The 22,456-nt window shown below is 66.3% G+C and carries 15 protein-coding genes; 7 read left to right on the forward strand and 8 right to left on the reverse strand.

The features are described 5' to 3' along the window. Positions 1-3 precede the first annotated feature (3 nt). Both NA2_RS05455 and NA2_RS05460 read right to left on the reverse strand, forming a co-directional pair. Complete coding sequence (locus tag NA2_RS05455) at positions 4-840, reverse strand: methyltransferase (protein WP_008595082.1); 837 nt, start codon at positions 838-840, stop codon at positions 4-6. Further along, a complete protein-coding gene (locus tag NA2_RS05460; protein ID WP_008595084.1) occupies positions 837-2,519 on the reverse strand; it encodes an electron transfer flavoprotein-ubiquinone oxidoreductase in 1,683 nt (560 codons plus the stop codon). The genes NA2_RS05455 and NA2_RS05460 overlap by 4 nt, the downstream gene beginning before the upstream one ends. Before the next feature lie 292 nt (positions 2,520-2,811). Here NA2_RS05460 and NA2_RS05465 point away from each other — a divergent pair, with 292 nt between their 5' ends. The 5 genes from NA2_RS05465 to NA2_RS05485 all read left to right on the forward strand — a co-directional run bounded on the left by NA2_RS05465 (position 2,812) and on the right by NA2_RS05485 (position 6,912). Next, a complete protein-coding gene (locus NA2_RS05465; RefSeq protein WP_008595086.1) occupies positions 2,812-3,411 on the forward strand; it encodes a DUF2585 family protein in 600 nt (199 codons plus the stop codon). Positions 3,412-3,619: 208 nt separating this feature from the next. After that, entirely contained in the window at positions 3,620-4,075 is a 456-nt protein-coding gene (locus NA2_RS05470) for a hypothetical protein (RefSeq protein WP_008595087.1), read from the forward strand. A gap of 61 nt (positions 4,076-4,136) precedes the next feature. Beyond that, a complete protein-coding gene (locus NA2_RS05475) occupies positions 4,137-4,967 on the forward strand; it encodes a uracil-DNA glycosylase (protein ID WP_008595089.1) in 831 nt (276 codons plus the stop codon). Between the two features lie 109 nt (positions 4,968-5,076). Beyond that, positions 5,077-5,961 carry a hypothetical protein gene (locus NA2_RS05480; protein ID WP_008595092.1) on the forward strand — a complete coding sequence of 295 codons (885 nt, stop codon included), beginning with the start codon at positions 5,077-5,079 and terminating at the stop codon, positions 5,959-5,961. A 132-nt stretch (positions 5,962-6,093) separates the two neighbouring features. Beyond that, positions 6,094-6,912 carry a helix-turn-helix domain-containing protein gene (locus tag NA2_RS05485; RefSeq protein ID WP_008595094.1) on the forward strand — a complete coding sequence of 273 codons (819 nt, stop codon included), beginning with the start codon at positions 6,094-6,096 and terminating at the stop codon, positions 6,910-6,912. 21 nt (positions 6,913-6,933) lie between these two features. Here the strand turns inward: NA2_RS05485 and NA2_RS05490 are convergent, their stop codons facing one another. Then, positions 6,934-7,887, reverse strand: coding sequence for a DMT family transporter (locus NA2_RS05490; protein ID WP_008595096.1), 954 nt, complete (start codon positions 7,885-7,887; stop codon positions 6,934-6,936). Between the two features lie 65 nt (positions 7,888-7,952). Next, complete coding sequence (locus tag NA2_RS05495; protein ID WP_008595097.1) at positions 7,953-10,262, reverse strand: xanthine dehydrogenase family protein molybdopterin-binding subunit; 2,310 nt, start codon at positions 10,260-10,262, stop codon at positions 7,953-7,955. Between the two features lie 186 nt (positions 10,263-10,448). Between NA2_RS05495 and pepN the strand changes: the two genes are divergently transcribed. Continuing rightward, a complete protein-coding gene (pepN, locus tag NA2_RS05500) occupies positions 10,449-13,094 on the forward strand; it encodes an aminopeptidase N (RefSeq protein WP_008595099.1) in 2,646 nt (881 codons plus the stop codon). Positions 13,095-13,235: 141 nt separating this feature from the next. After that, positions 13,236-15,575: a PAS domain-containing sensor histidine kinase gene (locus NA2_RS05505; RefSeq protein ID WP_040676869.1), complete on the forward strand. Its 2,340-nt coding sequence runs from the start codon at positions 13,236-13,238 to the stop codon at positions 15,573-15,575. A 33-nt stretch (positions 15,576-15,608) separates the two neighbouring features. Here the strand turns inward: NA2_RS05505 and NA2_RS05510 are convergent, their stop codons facing one another. From NA2_RS05510 to NA2_RS05525, 4 genes are all read right to left on the reverse strand, one after another. Continuing rightward, the gene (locus NA2_RS05510; protein ID WP_008595104.1) at positions 15,609-18,563 is read right to left on the reverse strand and encodes a bifunctional [glutamine synthetase] adenylyltransferase/[glutamine synthetase]-adenylyl-L-tyrosine phosphorylase; all 2,955 of its coding nucleotides are present in this window, start codon (positions 18,561-18,563) and stop codon (positions 15,609-15,611) included. Between the two features lie 62 nt (positions 18,564-18,625). Then, complete coding sequence (locus tag NA2_RS05515) at positions 18,626-20,044, reverse strand: sensor histidine kinase (RefSeq protein ID WP_008595106.1); 1,419 nt, start codon at positions 20,042-20,044, stop codon at positions 18,626-18,628. Beyond that, on the reverse strand, positions 20,044-20,715 hold the full coding sequence (locus tag NA2_RS05520) for a response regulator transcription factor (RefSeq protein ID WP_008595109.1): 672 nt from the start codon (positions 20,713-20,715) through the stop codon (positions 20,044-20,046). Before NA2_RS05520 ends, NA2_RS05515 begins: the two co-directional genes overlap by 1 nt. A gap of 122 nt (positions 20,716-20,837) precedes the next feature. Beyond that, on the reverse strand, positions 20,838-22,385 hold the full coding sequence (locus NA2_RS05525; protein ID WP_008595111.1) for a Do family serine endopeptidase: 1,548 nt from the start codon (positions 22,383-22,385) through the stop codon (positions 20,838-20,840). Positions 22,386-22,456 lie beyond the last annotated feature (71 nt).

Here is a 22,456-nt window from a genome sequence, read left to right on the forward strand (position 1 = left end):
GCCCTACTGCCTGCGCGCGAGCACCAGATGCCCCGGCACCGGCTGCCCCATTTCGTGACGCACCGTGATCGGTTCGAAACAGAGGCAGGCGAAGCCGCCGGCGGCGAGTGTTTCGCGCACATAGCTCTCCGCATGGGCGAAGCGCTGGTGTGGACCGACCATGAACGCGCGGCCCTTCATGGTCTCGTCGGGGAGCGTCTCGCTGGAAAAGGCAAGGATGGCCCCGGCGACGGTGCAGGAGGCCGCGCCGGCAAAGAACGCTTCGAGATGGCCGAGATAGGGGAGGACGTCCGTCGCGGTAATGAGGTCGAACGGCTCGACATCCGCATTCTCCAGAAAGTCCACCGCCTCGCCGGCGTAGAGGGCGTCGTAGACGTCCTTCTCGTCGGTGACCTCGAGCATGGTCTCTGACAGATCGACGCCGGTGATATGACCGGCCATGTCGCGCAGGGTCTCGCCGCTGAGGCCGGTGCCACAGCCGAGATCGAGCATGCGGCCATAAGGCCCCGGCGCGTGAACGAGAAGGGCCTCGCGGACCAGGAGCGGGACATCGTAGCCGAGCTGGTCGACGAGGATGCTCTCGAAATCGCCGGCGTGCTGGTCGAACAGCGTCGTCACATAGGCATCGGGCGCCTTGGGTGGGGTCTCGCCGCGCCCCATGCTGGCAAGCCGCACGGCGGCCCCGCCGTGGTCGGCCGGATCGAGACGCAGGACCTCGGCATAGGCAATCGCCGCGGCGTCGAAATCGCCGGACTTCTCCAGCGCCAGGGCGCGGTTATAGGCTTCGGCCAGCGCTTCTTCGTCGATCGGCGCGGTATGCTCGTCGGACACGTCGCTCACATTCCCGTATAGACCGGTCCTTCGCCGCCCTGCGGCGGAACCCAGTTGATGTTCTGGTTCGGATCCTTGATGTCGCAGGTCTTGCAGTGGACGCAGTTCTGCGCGTTGATCACGAACCGGGCATCGGCCGCATCGCTGCCGTCGGTCAGCGCGTTGCCGTCCGCATCGACCCACTCATAGACGCCCGCCGGGCAATAGCGCGACGACGGCCCCGCATAGACCGCATATTCCGACGCCTTCTGCAGGTCCATGTCGCGGACGTGCAGATGAACCGGCTGGTCTTCCTCGTGATTGGTGTTGGACAGGAACACCGAGGAGAGGCGGTCGAAGGTCAGGACGCCATCCGGCTTCGGATAGTCGATCGGCTTGTAGCCGGCCGCCGGCGCCAGCGACGCCGCATCGGTCTTGCCGTGCTTCATGGTGCCGAACGGCGAGAAGCCAAACAGGGTGTTCATCCACATGTCGAACCCGCCGATGCCGACACCGAGCAGGGTGCCGAAGCGCGACCAGAGCGGCTTCACATTGCGCACCTTCTTCAGGTCCTTGCCGATGTCGGAGGCGCGCCAGGCGTTCTCATAGGCTTCGAGCGTGTCGTTGCTACGGCCGGCGGCGAACGCCTCGACCACGTGCTCGGCAGCCATCATGCCCGACAGGACCGCGTTGTGGGATCCCTTGATGCGCGGAACGTTGACGAGGCCGGCCGAGCAGCCGATCAGCGCGCCGCCGGGGAAGACCAGCTTCGGCACCGACTGGAAACCGCCCTCGGTGATGGCACGGGCGCCGTAGGAGATGCGCTTGGCGCCGTCGAACACGCCGCGGATCGCCGGATGCGTCTTGAAGCGCTGGAATTCCTGGAACGGCGAGAGGAAGGGGTTCTTGTAGTTCAGATGAACGACGAAGCCGACCGCCACCTGGTTGTTTTCCAGATGGTACAGGAAGGAACCGCCGCCGGTCTTCATGTCGAGCGGCCAGCCGAACGAATGCTGGACGAGGCCGGGCTTGTGGTTCTCCGGCTTCACCTCCCAGAGTTCCTTCAGGCCGATGCCGAATTTCTGCGGCTCGCGGCCTTCGTCGAGGCCGAACCTGGCGATCAGCTGCTTGGCGAGCGACCCGCGGACGCCTTCGCCGATCAGCACATATTTGCCGAGCAGCGCCATGCCGGGCTGGTAGTTCGGGCCGTGCGAGCCGTCGCGCTCGACGCCCATATCGCCCGTCGCGACGCCAATCACCGCGCCTTCGTCATTGTACAGCACCTCGGCCGCGGCGAAGCCCGGATAGATCTCGACGCCCAGCGCCTCGGCGTGGCCGGCAAGCCAGCGGCAGACATTGCCCAGCGAGACGGCGAAATTGCCGTGATTGTTCATCAGCGGCGGCATCATGAAGTTCGGCAGGCGGAGCGAACCGGCCGGCCCGAGCACGAGGAAACGATCCTCGGTGACCGGTGTCCTGAAAGGGTGGTCGTCCTCCTGCCTCCAGTCGGGAAGGAGGCGATCGATGCCGACCGGATCGACCACGGCGCCGGACAGGATATGCGCGCCGACCTCGCCGCCTTTCTCGAGAACGACGACGGAAAGCTCGGGGTCAAGCTGCTTGAGCCTGATCGACGCGGCAAGTCCCGCCGGGCCGGCGCCGACGATCACCACATCGAATTCCATGCTTTCGCGTTCCGCTTCGCTCATTCCACCCTCCGCAGTCTTTTTCTCTCGCGCGCCGTGCTCTCGATCAGCTCGAACGCCGGCGCGATCCGGATACCAGCCAGTCCGCACAAGTGTTTCAACGCCGGGCTATAGCGCATCCCCGGCCCTATCGGAACCAGAGAAGTTGCATCAACCCATTCCCGATTGCTGCCGAATTCAATATTACTTTAACGTAAACGTAAATAACTGAGAATGGGTCCGCAGGCAATTCCCGTTTGCCCGCGGGACCGAATCCGCGCAGTCTCGCGCCGTTTCATCAAGGAGGGCGCTGCGCGTGGACGCGACCGAGAACAGGCTGCTGGCGGCCTATCGAAGGAATCCAGTTGCCGTCACCGGTTTCTGCGTGCTCGCGATCCTCGCGGTACAGGCGTTTTTCCTGAAGGTCATGGGTCAGACGACGATCTGCGACTGCGGAACGGTCAAGCTTTGGTACTCGGACCCGTCAGGGCCGGAAACATCGCAGCATATCGGCGACTGGTACACCTATTCGCATGTCCTGCACGGACTCATCTTCTACGCGCTGCTCTGGCTGGTCGCCCGACGCCTGCCCATCGGCTTCCGGCTGGCGCTGGCGGTCGGGCTGGAAGCGGCCTGGGAGATGGCCGAGAACACGCCGATGGTGATCGACCGCTACCGCCAGTCGGCGTTGGCCGAGGGCTATTTCGGCGACAGTATCCTCAACTCGCTCTCGGACACGCTCGCCATGATCGCTGGCTTCGTCCTCGCCCGCGTTTCACCCCTGTGGCTCAGTATCCTTCTGGTGGTGGCGACGGAGGTGTTCATGGCCTACATGATCCGGGACAATCTGACGCTCAACATCCTCCAACTGGTCCACCCTTCGGAAGCCGTCTCCCGCTGGCAGGTCGGCGGCTGATCCCGCGCCGGCGTGATTCCGATTTTCCTCCACACGCATTGGGGGTAGAATAGGGAGATCAAGGGAGGTCCCCCTGCCTCGCGTCGCGCCACTTTTCGCCCTGTCGCTCATCCCGCTGCTGCTCGGCGCGGGACCCGGCGATGACGGGCGCTGGCACGCCGGCGGGTACTCCTTTTCCGACGAGCTGGGCGGTTTCCGCATCCGCGCGGTGGAGGGCAGCGGCACCCGCGCCGACCCGGTGATCCTGACCCAGGAACTGTCCACCAGCGCCGCGGTCGTCCTGGTGATCCGCGCGACCGGCGAGGTTTCCCGCTATGCGGCCGATGAACGCTCCGGCCAGGGTTTCCTCTACATGGAGATCGAGACCATCAACGGCAGCGGTCTTGCCTGGATCGAATTCGAGTTCGAGCTGCAGGAGAAGCGTGGGCAGCCGAGCATCTACAGCGACGGGCTGTCGTTCAACCAGCGCGACATCGGGCGGGAGCAGCTGGGATCGAACCGCTTCGCCGCCTATGACCGCAAGTTCGAGCCCTATGACCGGCTCCTGTTCCAGGACGGCAAGGTGGACCCCGGCGAAAGCGTGGCGTTTCGCCTGCTGATCACCGACCTGACACCGCAGCCGGAGTTTTATCTGGTGCAGGATCCCCGCATTCCATCGTCGTGAACTTGCATCGGCGGCCAAACGGGGAGACATTGCGGCCTCACCACAGCAGGAACAGGACGGAATGGATTCCGCAGGTCTCAGGGAGCTTCTGACGTTTTACGCCGATGCCGGCGTGGACGAACCCCTGTGGGACATGCCGGCAGACCGGTTTGCCGAGACGCAGCAGGAAGCCGAACAGCGGGCCGCCGGCAGGCAGCAGCCCGCACGCCCGGCCGCCGCCTCGGCGGGCAATCGCCCCGCCCCTTCTCCCGCCACGCCGAAAGCGGCGGTTCCCGACGACGCGCAGGCGGCACGGGCGCGCGAGATCGCGGCCGGCGCCGCGAACCTCGATGAGCTGCGCGCCCAGCTCGAGGCATTCGATGGCTGCAACCTGAAGACCACGGCGAAAAGCACCGTTTTCGCCGACGGCAACCCGCAGGCGTCGATCATGCTTGTCGGCGAGGCGCCGGGACGCGACGAGGACCTGCAGGGCCTGCCGTTCGTCGGCCGGTCGGGCAAGCTGCTCGACCGCATCCTCGCGGCCATCGGCCTCGACCGCAGCTCGGTCTACATTTCCAACGTCATAGCCTGGCGCCCCCCGGGCAACCGCGATCCTTCGCCGCTCGAAACGGAGATCTGCCGCCCGTTCATCGAGCGGCATATCGAGCTGGTGGCGCCGAAGGTGCTGGTAACGCTGGGTAATCCCTCGACGAAGCTCCTCCTGCGCACCCAGACCGGCATCATGCGCATGCGCGGCAACTGGGCCGTGCATCGCACACCGTCGGGAAGCGAGATCCCGACCATGCCGACCCTGCATCCCGCCTATCTGCTGCGCAATCCCGCGCACAAGGCGCTCGCCTGGCGCGATTTTCTGGAGATCAGGGCAAAGCTCGACGCCGTCGGGAGCGCGTGATCCGACTTGTCACCTTAAGTTAAGTCAATATTAGATAATTCGCGCGAAAGTTGCGCTTTATCACATCCCGGAGACGAAAATGCGTAACAGCGTTGCTTCCGGGGGGCACATGCTCTTGTTCGCCGCCCTGCTCGGCAGCAGTCTGTCCGCCATCGCAGCGGATCTCGACATCCCCACCCCGCCTCCATTCCCATCCAGCGACGAAAAAGCTGGCAGAAACGCCCCAGTTCTTCCTCTCAGGACCGAACTGTCGGGCTTCGTCGAGGTCAGCCGCGCCGGCACGACCCTCCGCGGCGACGACGCCAACAGCAAGGGCCGGCACTGGGAGTTGCGCGGCACCGGCAACTGGGGCGCCGGCAGCGACTGGAACCTGCAGATGGACGGGACCTACCAAAGGGCGTCCCAGGCAGGGGCCAAGGCCAACAGCTTTTCGGTGACCGGGCACGGCTATTTCCGGCAACCGGAAAAGTATGCGGTCGGCGTCTATGCCGGAATGACGAGACTGTCCGAGTCCAGCGCGCTGCCGCAGCTCGCCGCGATCAACCTCTCGCAGGAAGCAAAGATCGTTTCCGGCGGGCTGGAGACCGCATACTTCCTCTCGCAGGCGACGGTTTTCGCACGGATCGGGTTCGGGAAAATCCTCGCTGAAGGTCCGGATCTCGACCAATCCGCACTGGATGCGGGCGCGCGCTACTACTTCACCGACAATCTCCGTCTGGACCTGGAGGGCGGTTTCCGGCACCGGCGGACGGACCACGTGAAGGCAAACGTGCTGTCCATCGGAACCACCGCGAACTACCGGCTGCCGAACAACCCGATCAGCGCTTTTGGCGGCTACCGCTTCGAGGGGTTTTCCGGCAAGCGGAACGGTGCCGTCTTCGGCGGCAAGACGCATGGGTTTCTGGTCGGCCTCAGATATCACTTCGGCTCCGAGAGCCTCAAGGACGAGGAACGCACGGGACCGCTTTGGTCCAGCCGGCACGACGGCTTCTGAGCCTGGGGGGAGTGATGCAGCAGCCCGGCAATGCCGGGCGCTCGCCCCCGCCGCGCGCGGTTTCCCACGCGATCTTGGTCGATTACGCTTAAGGTAATCGAAACGATGATATCGATGCGCTAATCTCCCCGCATGATCGAGATGGACACGACACGCAGCATCACCGGGGTCGGCGACCTGTTGCGCGAATGGCGACAGCGCCGCCGGATGAGCCAGCTGCACCTGTCGCTGGAGGCAGGAATCTCGCAGCGCCACCTGAGCTTCGTCGAAAGCGGCCGTTCCGCGCCGTCGCGTGAGATGGTCCTGCATCTGTCGGAGTGCCTGTCGATGCCGCTCAGGCAACGCAACCAGATGCTTCTGGCGGCGGGCTACGCGCCCGGCTTCTCCGAGCGGTCGCTGGACGACCCCGCCCTGAAGCCGGCGATGGATGCGGTGCAGCTCGTGCTGGACGGCCATGCGCCGAACCCGGCCCTCGCCATCGACCGCCACTGGACCATGGTCGCAGCCAACAGCGCGCTGAAGCCGCTGCTCGCCCATGTGCGCGACGCGGCGCTTCTGCAGCCGCCGGTCAATGTCCTGCGGCTCAGCCTCCATCCCGAGGGGCTTGCCTCCATCATCGTCAACCTGGAGGCATGGCGCGGCCATGCGCTGGGACGGCTGAAGGAGCTGAACGACCGCTATGCCGATCCGGCCCTGGCGGCGCTGGAGAAGGAGCTGGCCGCCTATCCGCGGCGCGATCCGGGACCCCAGCCGCAATCGACGGAGGCCGAGCGGATCGCCATTCCGCTGCGCCTCAGGATCGGCGGCGAGGAACTGTCCTTCATCACGACGACCACAGTCTTCGGCACGCCGCTCGATGTCAGCCTGTCCGAACTGGCGATCGAGAGCTTCTTTCCGACCGACCACGCCACCGCCGCCTATCTGCGGCGGCAGCATGAGGCGATCTCATGAACTGGGCGGCACGAAGCGACTTCATGAGCTGGGCGGCACGAAGCGCCGGGCGGCGAGGTTCTTCAGGCCGAGCTGGCGTTCCCGCCAGATAATGAAAAGGCCGGCCCCGATGACGACGACGCCGCCGATCAGCGTGTAAAGCGTCGGGATGTCGCCGAAGACGAAATAGCCGACGATGATCGCCAGGATCATCGAGGTGTATTCGAAAGGCGCGATGGTCGACAGCTCCGCATGGCGGTAGCACTCGGTCATCAGGATCTGCGCGACGCCGCCGCAGACGCCGGCGCCCGCCAGCGCCAAGTACTGATCCCGTGACAGATCGGCCCAGCCGAACGGAATGGTGGACAGCGCCAGAACCGTCGCCGTCACGGAGAACCAGAGCACGATGGTCGCCGTCTTCTCGGTCTGGACCAGTTTGCGCACAAGAAGCATGGCGACGGCGGAGCCGGCCGCTGCGCAGAGGATGGCGATCACGCCGACCGCCTCCCCGGCTCCCATCCCGGCGCTGCCCGTCAGGAGCGTCAGCTTCGGCCAGGCGATGATGATCACGCCGACAAAGCCGACGATGACCGCGCTCCAGCGATAAACGCGCACCACCTCGCCCATGAAGATCGCGGAAAAGACCACGACGATGAGCGGCTGCGCATAGTTCAGGGTGATCGCATCCGGCAATGGCAGGCGCGTTAGGCCGAAGAAGCCCAGCCCCATGGCGGTGACGCCGACCAGGCCGCGCATGATGTGGCTGACGGGGTGCGTGGTGCGGAAAGCGGTCGCAAGCTCACGCCGCCAGGCGAGCATGGCAAGGATCGGGAAGATGGCGAAGAAGGACCGGTAAAAGACGATCTGCCCCGCCGGCAGCGTCCCCGCCGACTTGATCAGCGAGGACATGACCACGAAGATGGAAACCGAAACGATCTTGAGCGCGATGCCAATCAGAGGCTGGCGTTCGACGCCAAGTTCCGTCACGGCGGGCATGGTCTACGACCTCATCGAGGCAATGCCCGCCGCAGGTAACGGCGGGACGGAAGAAGAAGCATCGCTCACGATCGGCTCTCGGCCTCGCGGATCGCCTGCCAGACGCGCGACGGCGTCGTGGGCATGTCGATGTGGCGCACGCCATGAGCGCGGTAGAGCGCATCGGTCACGGCGTTGAGCACCGCCGGCGTCGCGCCGATGGTGCCGGCCTCGCCCGCGCCCTTGATGCCCAGCGCATTGGTGGTGGACGGCACGTTGCGCGTTTCGAAATGGATGAAGGGCAGGTCGTCGGCGCGTGGCATGGCGTAGTCCATGAAGCTCGCCGTCACCAATTGCCCGTCGTCGGAATAGACTGTGTCCTCGGTCAGCGCCTGGCCCAGTCCCTGGGCAACGCCGCCATGCACCTGGCCGGCCAGCAGGATCGGGTTCACCGTCGCGCCGAAATCATCGACGATCCAGTACCCGGCAACGACTACCTTGCCGGTCGCGGGGTCGATCTCGACCTCGCAGACATGGGTGCCGTTGGGATAGGTCGCCTCCTCCTGCACGAACTCGCCAAAGCCCTGCAGGTCCTCCGGCTGCCGGGCGGCCCGGGCGATGCCCGCGAAATCGACCTGCCGGTCCGTCCCGACGATCCGCGCGGCCCCGCCGACCAGCTCGATATCGTCAACCGACGCTTCCAGCTCATCGGCAGCAACCCGGCGGATCTTCTCGGCAAGGTCCTCGCCGGCCCGGGCGGCCGAAACGCCGCCGAGCGGGATCGAGCGCGAACCGCCGGTGCCGCCACCGGAGGCGAGCTCGTCCGTATCGCCCTGACGCACGGTGATCCTGTCGATGTCGATGTTCAGCTTCTCGGCAACGAACTGCGCATAGGCGGTGGCGTGACCCTGGCCGTTCGACTGGGTTCCGATCAGCAGCGTCACCGAGCCATCGCCCTCAAGCCGCACATGGGCGGGCTCCGACCCGGCGAAGGCGCAGGCCTCGATATAGGTGGCCATGCCGATGCCGCGCAGCTTTCCGCGCGTCTTCGCTTCGGCAGCGCGGGCGTCGAAATCCCGCCAGCCCGAACGCTCGATGGCGAGGTCCATATGCGCCTCGAACTCACCGACATCGTAGAGCCGGCCGGTCTGGGTGCGGTAGGGAAACTGCTCGGGCCTGATGAAGTTGCGGCGGCGGATTTCCTCGCGTCCGACATTCAGATCACGGGCGCAGGCATCGACCAGTTTTTCCAAAAGGAAAGCGGCTTCCGGGCGGCCGGCGCCGCGATAGGCATCGACGGGACAGGTGTTCGTGTAGACGCCATGGATCGCCACGTCGAGCGCCTGGATATCGTAGACGCCGGTCGACATGCTCGCGCCGACATAGGGGATGAACGGCGCGTATTGCGAGATATAGGCGCCCATGTTGGCGGTCAGGCTGGCGCGCAGCGCGAGGAAGCGCCCTTCCCCATCAAGCGCCATCTCGGCGGTGACGACATTGTCGCGCCCCTGCGCGTCGGTCATGAAATGCTCGCTGCGATCGCCGGTCCACTTGACCGGGCGGCCGAGCCGGCGGGCAGCCTCCATCACCATGGCGTATTCGCGATAGACGAAGGATTTCGGGCCGAAGCCGCCGCCCACATCGGGCGTGACGACGCGCAGCTGCCGCGGCTCGATGCCGAAGACGCGGCCCAGAATGCCCTGCATGGAATGGACGCCCTGCGAGCCGGTGGTCAGGACGAAGCGGTCCTCGTCGGCGCGCCATTCGGCAAGCGCGGCGCGCGGCTCCATGTAGTTGCACACCAGCCGGTTGTTGACGAACTCGATGCGCGTCACATGCCCGGCCCGGTCGAAGGCGGCGTCCGACTTCGCCTTGTCGCCGATCTGGTAGAGGAAGGCGCGGTTGGAGCCGAGTTCAGGCCAGACCAGCGGCGCTTCGTCGGAAAGGGCGTCCGCGGTGCTGGCGATCGCCTCCTCGTCCTCGAAATCGATGTCGATCATCTCGGCAGCGTCCTGCGCCTGGGCGCGGGTCTCGGCAACGACGAGCGCCACCGCATCGCCGACATAGTGGACCCGGTCGCGGCACAGGATCGGAATGTCGCGCGTAGGGGCGCGGGTACCATCCGGCTGCTTCTGCATCGCGCCGGACTTGAGATCCGCCAGATGTGCCAGATCAGCGCCGGTCAACACCAGATGCACGCCCGGCGCGGCGCTTGCCTCGTCGGTCGAGGCGATGGTGAAACCCGCCTTGGCGACCGGCGAGCGCAGCACATAGAGATGCAGCGTGCCCTCGGGCGAGAAGTCGTCCGTGTAGCGGCCCTTTCCCGTGATGAAGGCGGCGTCCTCCTTACGGCGAACGGAAGCGCCCATTCCGAATTTCGGCGTCATCACAGTCATGGGGAATTCCTTCTGGCCAAGGGCAGCCTGGCCGACGTCGCGTTTGCGGGCTGGAAACAGTCGGCGATATTCGCAACCTTAGTTTTGTCGAGGCATATGATTGTGTAAAGAGCAACAATCCAAATTTGTTGGACCAGCGACGGGACAAATTGCGGTCACCCGGGCGAGGTCGTAGGAAGAAACATGATGCTCAAGGACAACGGCCAGGTTTTTCGGCTCGAGGATTATCGCGAGAGCGACTATCTCATTCCCGAGGTGACCCTCACATTCCAGCTCGGGCCCGCGGAAACGCTGGTCACGGCGGTGCTGAAGGTCGAACGCCGGCAGGGCGTCGCGGTGACGGCGCCGCTGACGCTGGACGGCGACGGCCTGGTGCTGGCGGGGCTGGCGGTGAACGGCGCCAAGGCGGATGCGACGACCTTCGAGGCCTCCCCCGACAGACTGATCCTCCGCAAGACGCCGCATGCCGCGCGGTTCGAACTGACCATCGAGACGCGGCTTTCGCCCACCAAGAACAAGGCGCTGATGGGGCTTTACGTCTCGAACGGGGTGTTCTGCACCCAGTGCGAGGCGGAGGGTTTCCGTCGCATCACCTATTTCCTCGACCGGCCCGACGTCCTCAGCGTCTACACGGTGCGCATCGAAGCGGACCGCAAGGAGGCGCCGCTCCTGCTGTCGAACGGCAATCCGGTCGAGAAGGGCGCGCTCGACGCGGAGCGGCACTTTGCCGTCTGGCACGATCCCCATCCGAAGCCCTCCTATCTGTTCGCGCTGGTGGCCGGTGACCTCGGCGCGGTGACCGACAGCTTCACCACCGCCTCGGGCCGCGCGGTCGACCTGGCGATCTATGTCGAGCACGGCAAGGAGGAGCGCGCGGCCTATGCGATGGATTCCCTGAAACGCTCGATGCGCTGGGACGAGGAGCGGTTCGGCAGGGAATACGATCTCGACGTGTTCAACATCGTCGCCGTGTCGGATTTCAACATGGGCGCGATGGAGAACAAGGGCCTCAACGTCTTCAACGACAAATATGTGCTCGCCGACGCGGACACGGCGACGGATCTGGATTTCGCCAATATCGAGGCGATCATCGCGCACGAGTATTTCCATAATTGGACAGGTAACAGAATCACTTGCCGCGACTGGTTCCAGCTTTGCCTGAAGGAGGGCCTGACGGTCTTCCGCGACCACGAGTTCTCCGCCGACCAGCGCTCGCGAGCCGTCAAGCGCATCGCGGAGGTGCGGGCGCTGCGCGCGCACCAGTTTCCGGAGGACCAGGGACCGCTGGCGCATCCGGTGCGGCCGCGCCGCTTCCGCGAGATCAACAATTTCTACACGGCGACCGTCTACGAAAAGGGTTCCGAGGTGGTGCGGATGATCCGTACCGTGCTCGGCCAGGACGCCTTCCGCGCCGGCATGGATCTGTATTTCGAGCGGCATGACGGGCAGGCCGTCACCATCGAGGATTTCATCAAGGCTTTCGAGGACGCGTCCGGCCGCGACCTGGCGCAATTCTCCCTGTGGTACCATCAGGCCGGGACGCCCAATGTCGCGATCGCCACGCGCCACGACGCGAGGGAGGGCACGCTGACGGTGGAAATCGAGCAGTCCGTGCCGCCCACCCCTTCCGAAAGCCGCAAGCGGCTGATGCACATCCCCCTCGCCTTCGGGCTGGTCGGGCCGGACGGCCAGGACATGGCCTATGAAAGCGCTGAAGGCGCGACTGTCGAGGACGGCGTCATCCATCTGCGCAAGCGGCATCATACGGTCCGCTTCAGCGGCCTGAAGGCGCGGCCGGTCCTGTCGATCAACCGCGGCTTCTCGGCCCCCGTCACCATGGCTGCCAGCAGCGTGGCGAAGGAGCGGCTGTTCCTCGCCCGGCACGACCGCGACCCCTATTCGCGCTGGCAGGCGCTCAATACGCTCTTCACCGAGGCGCTGATCTCTGCGACCCGGCGCAAGCGCGGCGGGCGGCAGCTCGCCTTCCCCGACGAGCTGGTGGGTCTGGCGGTCGAGCTTGCCGGCGACGGCGCGCTGGAAGCGGCGTTCCGGGCGCTGGCCCTGACGCTGCCCGCGGAGGCCGACATCGCGCGCGAGATCGGCGAGAACATCGACCCGGATGCCATCTACGCGGCCCGCATGGCGCTGCTTTCGACGATCGCCGAGGCGGGACGCGGGGACTTCGCCGGCCTTCACGCCAGCCTGCACGACAATGCGCCATTCGCGCCCGACGCGGCAGGCGCCGGGCGGCGTGCCCTGCGCAATGCGCTAATCGAGTACATGGCGCTGGCGGCCGGCGACCCCGGCCCCGCCCGCGAGCAGTTCGACACGGCCGACAACATGACCGAGCGGGCGGCGGCGCTGACCGTCCTGGCGCATCATTTCCCGAAGCACGGGGACAGCCGCGAGGCGCTCGCCAGGCTGGAAGCACAGTATCGCGACAATCCGCTGGTGCTCGACAAATGGTTCCAGATCCAGGCGATGATCCCCTCCTCCGATACGGTGGAGCTGATGCGCGAGCTGATGGGACATGCCCATTTCTCGCTGACCAATCCGAACCGGGTGCGGGCGCTGATCGGCACATTCGCCATGGCTAACCAAACCGCCTTCCACAGTGCGGACGGCTCCGGGTACCGGCTGGTGGCCGATACGGTGATGGCGCTCGAGAAGCACAACCCGCAGGTGTCGGCCCGGCTCGCCACCGCGTTCCGCTCCTGGCGCTCGCTGGAAAGCGGCCGGCGCGAGCACGCCCGGCTCGTGCTCGCCGATATGGCCCAGCGCAAGAACCTGTCGCGCGACCTGGCCGACATCGTCGAGCGGACCCTGGCCTGAGGACAGCCAATACGGAGCCCGTTAGGTAGTTTTTTACGATCGCTACTGGACAAGGCGAATCACCTTTGATTCCTTATGGATGATTCGGCTGTAGGCGGTACCGAATCACCTGACTTAACGAGGAACGAGGGAGCCCGTCGGATGGCGAAGGCGCAGGGATGGGCTGTACCCCTGATCGGGGGTATCTCTGCCTTTTCACGACCCCGACGCAAACCGCGCATGGGACTGGCCGGAAACGCCAAAATCATTGCTGCCCCGGCCTATGAACGCCTGCTGGCGGTCGAGCCCTATCTGCGCCGTTCAATCCCGATCCTGATCATCATCTTCCTGCTGGTCGTCGCGGCCGCACGGTTCCTGTCGCTGCTGACCTGGCGGGACGACATGGAGCGTGACGCGCGCACGATGCTGGCGCTGGCCGCCGACTCCCTGGCCGCGACGCTGGCGATCGAAACCGCCGAGGGCGACAACCAGACGCACCGCGCCCGCATGCTGATCGAGGACGCGGCGCGGCGCACCGGCTCGACGGAGCGGCACGTGCTCGCGGTGACCGATGCAGGGTTCGGCGTCATCGCCAGTTCGGCCAACGGCCAGAGCCTGATGGGCCGCGCGCTCGAAGACGTGCTGACCGGCGGCCAGCCGCTGTTCCTGTTCGGCGCCCGTGCCGGCGTGATGGACGTGACGATCAACGGCGCGCCATGGCTGGTCTCGCTGGTGCACGTGCCGGGCCAGGACGGCGCTGCCGTGGCGCTGACCTCGCGCGACGCGCTGTTCGCCGAATGGCGGCGCGCCGTTTCGCTGAACGTCACCCTGTTCGCGCTGACCGCAGGGATACTGATGGTCATCCTCTACGCCTATTTCAGCCAGGCGGCCCGCGCGCAGGCAGCGGACCGCATCTATCTCGAGGCGCATCAGCGCGTCGACATGGCCATGGTGCGTGGCAAATGCGGCCTGTGGGACTGGGACATGGTGCGCGGCAAGATGTTCTGGTCGCGGTCGATGTTCGACATGCTGGGCTACGAGCCGACCGAGGAGGTGCTATCCTTCGGCGAGGTGTCGACGATCATCCATCCCGAGGACGGCGACCTGTTCGACCTCGCCAACCGCATCATGGCGCGCGAGATCGACCATGTGGACCGCGTCTTCCGCATGCGCCATGCGGACGGTCACTGGGTCTGGATGCGCGCCCGCGCGCAGGTGGTCGATCCGCAGGCGCCCGAGCTGCATCTGATCGGCATCGCGGTCGATGTCACCGAGCAGCGCACGCTGGTCCAGAAATCGGAAGCGGCCGACCAGCGGCTGCGCACCGCGATCGAGAACATCACCGAGAGCTTCGTTCTGTGGGACTATGCCGAGCGGCTGGTGATGTGCAACAGCAAGTTCCAGCAGGATACCGGGATCGATCCGTCGGTGATCGTGGCGGGCGCGCGGCGGCGCGACATCGAAGCGCTGATCCCGGCCTACCGCTCCGAGCGGCGCCTGGTGAATGCATCCGGCACCAACAACAGCGCCACCTATGAGCGGCAGCTTTCGGACGGGCGCTGGCTGCAGGTCACCGAGCTGAAGACGCGCGACGGCGGCACCGTGTCGGTCGGAACCGAGATCACGCAGCTGAAGCAGCATCAGGGCAAGCTGGTGGACAGCGAGCGCCGCCTGATGGCGACGATCCACGATCTCAGCATCGCGCGCCGGGCCGAGCAGGAACGCACGCGGGAGCTGAGCGAACTGAACCGCAAATACATGCGCGAGACCGAGCGCGCCGAGGCGGCGAACCGCGCCAAATCGGAATTCCTCGCCAACATGTCCCACGAGCTCAGGACGCCACTCAACGCCATCATCGGCTTCTCGGAAGTGATGGAATCGGGGCTTTTCGGGCCGCTCGGCTCGGAACGCTACGAGGAGTATGTGCGCGACATCTGCTCGAGCGGCTCCTATCTGCTCGGCGTCATCAACGACATTCTCGACATGTCGAAGATCGAGGCAGGCCAGTTCTCGGTCGATTGCGAGGAGATCGACCTGTGCCCGATGATCCGCGAGACGATGCGGGTGATCGTGCTGCAGGCGGCGGAAAAGTCGATCGAGGTGAAGGCCGACATCCCCGAAACGATGACGCTGTTCGCCGATCGCAGAGCGATCAAGCAGATCGTCATCAATCTCCTCTCCAACGCGGTGAAATTCACCGGCGAAGGCGGACACATCACGATGCGGGCGCGCAAGGTCGGCCGGGCGGTGACGCTGACCATCGAGGATTCGGGCTGCGGCATCCCGCCCGAGGCGCTGAAGAAGCTCGGCCGCCCGTTCGAACAGGTGCAGAACCAGTTCTCGAAGAACCATACCGGCTCTGGTCTCGGCCTCGCGATCTCCCGCTCGCTGGCCGAGCTGCATGGCGGCATCCTCAAGATCCGCTCCACCGAAGGCGTCGGCACGGTGGTTTCCGTGCGCATCCCCACCCAGGAGAAGCGCAAGGCGCCGGCCGCCGCCTGACACCGCTCAGCCCCCGGCGCCCTCTGGCGCCATTCAGCCGACAGCGCCCAGCAGTTTCTCGAAATGGCCGCGCACGCGTGCCGCGGTCTCCTCGACATGGGCAGCCAGCACCGTCAGTTCGGGCAGATCCGTCTGGCGCAGCAGGAGATCGGCGAAACCGGGCGGCGCTTCCTCCGGGTCAAACCCGCCCTCGAGGCACAGGCGCGTCGTCTGCGTCAGCATCGTGTAGAGCTGGTGGGCATCGACCAGTTCCTGACGCGGTTGCGGCGCGCAGAAACCGGGCGAAAGCCGTACGAGGACATCGACCGTCGCGGTCGAAACGGTTCCCTCCTCGCAGCATCCCGCCAGCACCGCCGCCTGGGCGATGAACTCCAGATCGATCAAGCCGCCGGGGACGAGTTTCAGGTCCCAGAGGTCGCGCGGCGGCTTTTCCTCTTCCAGCAGCGCGCGCATCTCCACCGCCTTGGCGAAGACCGCGCCGCGCTCGCGGGGAGTGGCGAGTATGGCCGCCACTTCGGCCTCGACTGCCGCGCGGAGCTCGGCGTCGCCGGCGACGGCGCGCGCCCGCGTCAGGGCCATGTGCTCCCATGTCCAGGCGTCCTGGCGCTGGTAGCGGCCGAAGGCCTCGATCTGCGTCGCCACCGGCCCCTTGTTGCCGGAGGGGCGCAGCCGGAGATCGAGTTCGTAGAGAACCCCCTCGGCGGTCGGCGCCGAGACGGCCGCGATCAGGCGCTGCGTCAGGCGCGCAAAATATTCGGACGGGGCCAACGGCTTCTCGCCGTCCGACTGCTCGGCGTCCGGCGCGTGGTCGTAGAGCAAGATCAGATCGATGTCGGAGCCGGCCGTCAGCTCGCGGCTGCCGAGCTTGCCCATGCCGAGAATGGCGACCTTGCCGCCGGGGACGGTGCCATGGCGCACGGCGAAGTTGGCGATCACCGCATCGAGCGCGGCGCCGACGGTCAGATCCGCCAGGTCGGAGAAGGCCTTGCCGGCCCGGGTGGCATCGATGGCGCCGGTCAGGAGGCGGATGCCAATCAGGAATTTCTGCTCGGCGGCGAAGATGCGCAGCCGGTCGAGGATCTCCTCATGGAGCTGCGCGCCGGCAAGGAACGCCTCCAGCCGCTCGCCGAGATAGGCGCGGTCCGGGAGTTCCGACAGCAAAGCGGGATCGAGCAGCCCGTCGAAGACATGCGGCCGTTTGGTGATGATGGCGGCAAGGCGCGGCGCCGCCCCCATGATGCTGACCAGCATTTCCAGCAGCGCCGGGTTCGACTGGAGCAGGGAGAAGAGCTGGATGCCGGCCGGCAGGCCGCCGAGGAAGGCATCGAAGCGCAGCAGCGCCTCGTCGGCCCGCCGCGTGCGCCCGAACGCCTCGAGCAGCGCCGGGGTCAGCTCGGTCAGCCGCTCGCGGGCCTCGGCCGACTGGGTCGCCCGGTAGCGCCCGTAGTGCCAGCCGCGGATGACGCGGCACATGTCGCTGGGGCGCTCGAAGCCGAGTTCGCTCAGTGTTTCCAGCGTGCCGGGATCGTCGACGTCGCCGGTGAACACCAGATTGCCGATGCCGCGCGAAAGCTGCGGTGCGGTCTCGAACAGCGCCGCATAGTGCTTTTCCACCAGACGCAGCGACTGGCGGAACACGTCCGAGAAGGCGTCGGCGCTCTCGAAGCCGAGCAACCGGGCGATCTGCTCCAGCCCTTCATCGTCTTCCGGCAGGGTATGGGTCTGCTCGTCGGCGACCATTTGCAGCGCATGCTCCACATCGCGCAGGAACCAGTACTGGCGGGTCAGCGCTTCGCAGGCCTCGGCGTCGATCCAGCCGCAGGCGGCGAGTTCCTTCAGCATCCCGACCGTCTGGCGGCCGCGCAGGGCAGGAAAACGGCCGCCCGCGATCAACTGCTGGGTCTGGACGAAGAACTCGATCTCGCGGATGCCGCCGCGCCCGAGCTTGACGTTGTGTCCCTTGACCGCGACCTCGCCATGGCCCTTGTGCGCGTGGATCTGGCGCTTGATCGAATGGACGTCGGCGATGGCCGCGTAGTCGAGATATTTGCGCCAGACATAGGGCTGCAGCTCCTTCAGGAAGGCCGCGCCGGCGGACAGGTCGCCGGCGATGGGCCGGGCCTTGATCATCGCCGCGCGTTCCCAGTTCTGGCCGCGGCTCTCGTAATAGTGCAGCGCCGCCTCCACCGGCAGGGCGAGCGGCGTCGAGCCCGGGTCCGGGCGCAGCCGCAGATCCGTACGGAAGACATAGCCGTTCTCGGTGCGGTCCTGGAGGATGCGGACCAGCCGGCGCGTCAGGCGGACGAACAGGTCGACCGCTTCATAGGGTTCCGGGATCGCCGGCGCCTGCGGGTCGATCAGCACGATCAGGTCGATGTCGGAGGAAAAGTTCAGCTCGTCGGCGCCCAGCTTCCCCATGGCGAGAAGCACCCAGCCGCTGCCGTTTGCGGGATGAGCGGGATCGGGCAGCGTGAGCTTGCCGGCGCGGTGCGCATCGAGCAGGAGATAGTTCACCGCCGCGCCGACGCAGGCGTCGGCGAGCCTGCTCAGCCGCCGCGTGGTGAGCGCCGTGTCGGCGGCACCGGCGAGCCGGGCAAGGGCGATCAGGAAATGCGCCTCGGCCTTGAAGCCGCGCAGCGCCTTCATCATCCCGCCCTCGCTCTGCCCCTCGACGAAGGAGGACGCCTCGATGTCGCCGAACAGGCTCTCCAGACGCCGGTCGAGCGGCGTGTCGAACAGGGCCTCGAGCGCCTCAGGGTTGCGCCGCGCGCAATCGCGCAGGAAGGGCGACAGCGCGAACACGGTGGACAGGAAGGATGCCAGCAGCGCCTTGCCGCCGAGCAGGGCTGCGAGCCTCTCGCAGCCACCATCGCGGGCGGCCTCGGCGACGATCTCCAGCGCCTCCGTTCCGTCCTCCGCCTCGATCGGCGGCAACGCGACGACCGGTTGTCCGAACCACACATGTCCGTCCGCAGCGCTGGGCGCCATTCACGCATCCTTTCGGGAGCCTTCGGGCCAGACGCAGGACCCGGCGGAAACGCTTCCGAAAATCAGGCCTGTGCGCTGGCGGGAAACACCATTGTCACCGCAAGACCGGGGTCGTTGTCGGCAAACGCGAGATGCCCACCATGGAATGTCATCACCGCCTTTGCAAGACTGAGACCGAGGCCCGAACCGGGCTGGGTGCGGCTTTCCTCGAGCCGGACGAAACGCTCCGTCACGCGCTCGCGGTCCTGCGAAGGAACGCCGGGTCCGTTGTCGCTGACGGTCAGGCGAACCTCGCCGCCGGCCGCCGTTTCGAGCGCCACGCCGACGCACGGCGCCCCGGTGGCGCCGGCCGAGTATTTTATCGCGTTGTCAACGATGTTCGACAGCGCCTGGCCGATCAGCTCGCGGTTGCCCTGCAGCTTCACCGGCCCGTTGAGGACGGCCTCCAGGGTCACGCCTTGCTCTTCCGCCGCCGGCTCGTAGAGCTCGACCACATCGGCGACGATGGCGCGCAGGTCGATGGCCGAGACCGCTTCGGCGGAATAGCCCGCCTCCAGGCGCGAGATCATCAATATGGCGTTGAAGGTGCGGATGAGCTGATCGGATTCGGCGATGTTGCGCTCCAGCGCCTCGCGATAGCCGCTCGCCTTCGGGTTCCCCGCCAGCGCGGCTTCGGCCCTGTTGCGCAGGCGCGTCAGGGGCGTCTTCAGATCATGGGCGATGTTGTCCGACACCTGCCGCAGCCCCTCGTTCAACGCGGCGATCCTGTCGAGCATCTTGTTGAGGTTCTCGGAGAGACGGTCGAACTCGTCGCCGGCGCCCGACACCGGCAGGCGGCGCGTCAGGTCGCCGGCCATGATGCGCCGGCTCGCGGCCGACACGCGGTCGATGCGCTTCAGCGCGCGGCGGCCGACGAAGTACCAGATCAGGAGCGCGCCCAGGCACATGATGGCGAGCGTCACCACCAGGGCGCGCTGCATGACGCGCCGGAACTGCTCGGGTTCGCCGAGATCGCGGCCGACGAGAACGATGATCTGGTTGGGGAGACGGAAGACCAGCGCCATGGCTTCATGCGGCGGGGGACGTCCCGCCGACAGCCGCGTCTCGGCCTCACCGAAACGGCTATAGGTGAAGGGCCGCTCGGTCCAGCCGACCACATCCAGGATGCCGGGCTGCAGGCTCTCGACATTGCCCGACAGGATGCGCCCGTTGGTGTCGGCCAGGAGGTAGAGATTGGCGCCGGGCTGGCGCGCGCGCGATTCGATCACCCGAACCAGGAACGGCAGGCCGCCGCGCTGATAGGCGCGATCGAGGCCCCGCACCTCCTCGTTGATCGTGTCGCGCGTCTGCACCGCCAGCATCCGCGCCGAAAGCGAGGTCATGTAGATGACGAGAAAGGTCGCGCAGACGGCGAACAGGATCAGGTAGAGCGCCGAAAGACGCGCCGCCGTCGTCTTCATGATCGCGACGAGCCGGGCCATCAGTCCTTCAGCATGTAGCCGGCGCCGCGCACCGTGTGCAGAAGCGGCTTGTCGAAGCCCTTTTCGATCTTGCCGCGCAGGCGCGAGATATGCACGTCGATGACGTTCGTCTGGGGATCGAAATGATAGTCCCAGACATTCTCCAGAAGCATGGTGCGGGTGACCACCTGGCCGGCATGGCGCATCATGTATTCCAGAAGCCGGAATTCGCGCGGCTGGAGGACGATCTCCTGCCCCGCGCGGCGGACCGCATGGGACAGGCGATCGAGTTCGAGGTCGCCCACCTGATAGACCGTCTCGATCTCCTTGGCGCCGGCGCGGCGCTTCAGCACCTCGATGCGCGCCAGGAGTTCGGAGAAGGCATAGGGTTTCGTGAGATAGTCGTCGCCGCCGGCGCGCAGGCCGGTCACCCGGTCATCGACCTCGCCGAGCGCCGAGAGGATGAGCGCCGGTGTGTCGTTGCCGGTCCCGCGCAGTTCGGCGATGATCGACAGGCCATCGCGGCGCGGCAGCATGCGGTCGATGACGTAGATGTCGTAGCTGCCGGTCTCGGCCATCGAAAAGCCGCTGTCGCCGTCGCGGGCGATGTCGGCGGTGTGCCCGGCCTCGGAGAGAGCGTTCTTCAGATAGTCCGCCGCTTCCCGATCATCTTCGATGACAAGAATCTTCATAGGCTTCTTATAACCCGGTTTGCCTCGGGCGATGCGGTGTTTTCAGGCGGGCGCACGAGCACAAGATGGGACGAAAAGACCCTCCCCGCAGGCGCCGGAGAGGGTCCTGACGGGTTGCGCGGTCAGCCCTCGCCGGTCGGCAGGGCGACGAAGCGGCTGGCGTCCTCGCGCTCGATCTGGACGAGAACCGCCTTGCGGCCGGCCTTGACGGCGGCAGCGACGGCGTCCTCGACATCCTTGCCCGATTTCACCGCGCGTGAGTTGACCGAGAGGATGACGTCGCCGGGCGCAATGCCGCGCTCGTCGGCTGCGCTGCCGGGTTCGACATCCGTGACGACGAGGCCCGTGCCCGTCTCGGCCGGCGTCACCGTCAGGCCGAACTGCGCGGCCATGGGGCTGGACTGCGGGGTTTCGCCCCTCGCCGAAGCCATGGTCTCGACGCCCGGCATCTCCGACAGCTCGACCTTGACACTCTCGGTCTTGCCGTCACGCCAGACAGTCACATCGATCTCGTTGCCGGGCGCATAGCCTGCGACTGCGCGCGCCAGCTCCTTCGGCGAGGCGATGGTTTCGCCATCGAGCGCGATGATGATGTCACCCGACTTGATGCCGGCCTTGGCCGCAGGTTCGCCCTCCTGGGCGTCGGCGACCAGTGCGCCCTTCTCCTCGTCGAGCCCGACGGATTCGGCGATATCCTTCGAGACCGGCTGGATCTGCACGCCGAGCCAGCCGCGCTCGACGGACCCGTCCTTGATCAGGTCCTGCACCACCTGCTTGGCGATGGAGGCGGGAATGGCGAAGGCAATGCCGACATTGCCGCCGGAGGGCGAGAAGATGGCGGTGTTCACGCCGACCACCTCGCCCGTGAGGTTGAAGGCCGGGCCGCCGGAATTGCCGCGATTGACGGCCGCATCGATCTGGATGAAGTCGTCATAGGGGCCGGCGCCGATGTCACGGCCGCGCGCCGAGACGATGCCGGCCGTCACGGTGCCGCCGAGGCCGAACGGATTGCCGACCGCGACGACCCAGTCGCCGACGCGCACCTTGGCGTCGTCGGCAAAATCGACATAGGTGAAGGTGCGTTTCTCGTCGACCTTGAGGACGGCGAGGTCCGTGCGCGGATCGGTGCCGACCAGCTTGGCGTTGATCTCCGTGCCATCGTCCATGACGACGGTGAACTCGCCGCCGCCTTCGACCACATGGTTGTTGGTGACGAGATAACCGTCCTCCGAAATGAAGAAGCCGGATCCCTGCGATACCGGGCGGGCGCGCTTGCGGCGCTCGAAGCGGCGGTCCTGCCGCGCGTCAGGCTTGCCGCCGAACTCCCGGAAGAAGCGTTTTAGGGGATGACCATCGGGAAGGGTGTCGAAACCCGGCATGTCGAAGAACATCGAGCTGCCCCCATCATCGGAAGCGGCCTCGATATTGGCCTTCACGCGAACGCTGACGACGGCCGGCGACACGATCTCGACAATGTCGGCGAAACTCGGCGCCTGGACCGGCTGCTGGAGCCGGACCGCTTCGGCGAGAACCGGCGCGGTGCCGCCGGTCACGACGCCGAAGCCGACAGCGCCGGCAATGGCAGCAGAGGCGATCGTCGCCATCAGGCGCCTGCGTCCCCTGCCAATCCTGCCCTTCTCCGTTGCTGGGCTTTTCGCATCCTGGTGCATGGTGACCTTTCCTTTGAAACTCTGCCTATCTCAACGCAAATCGAAGCGTTTCGGAAGCAGAAGTAGTCAGG

The organism is Nitratireductor pacificus pht-3B, assembly GCF_000300335.1.
GTDB classification, from domain to species: domain Bacteria; phylum Pseudomonadota; class Alphaproteobacteria; order Rhizobiales; family Rhizobiaceae; genus Nitratireductor; species Nitratireductor pacificus.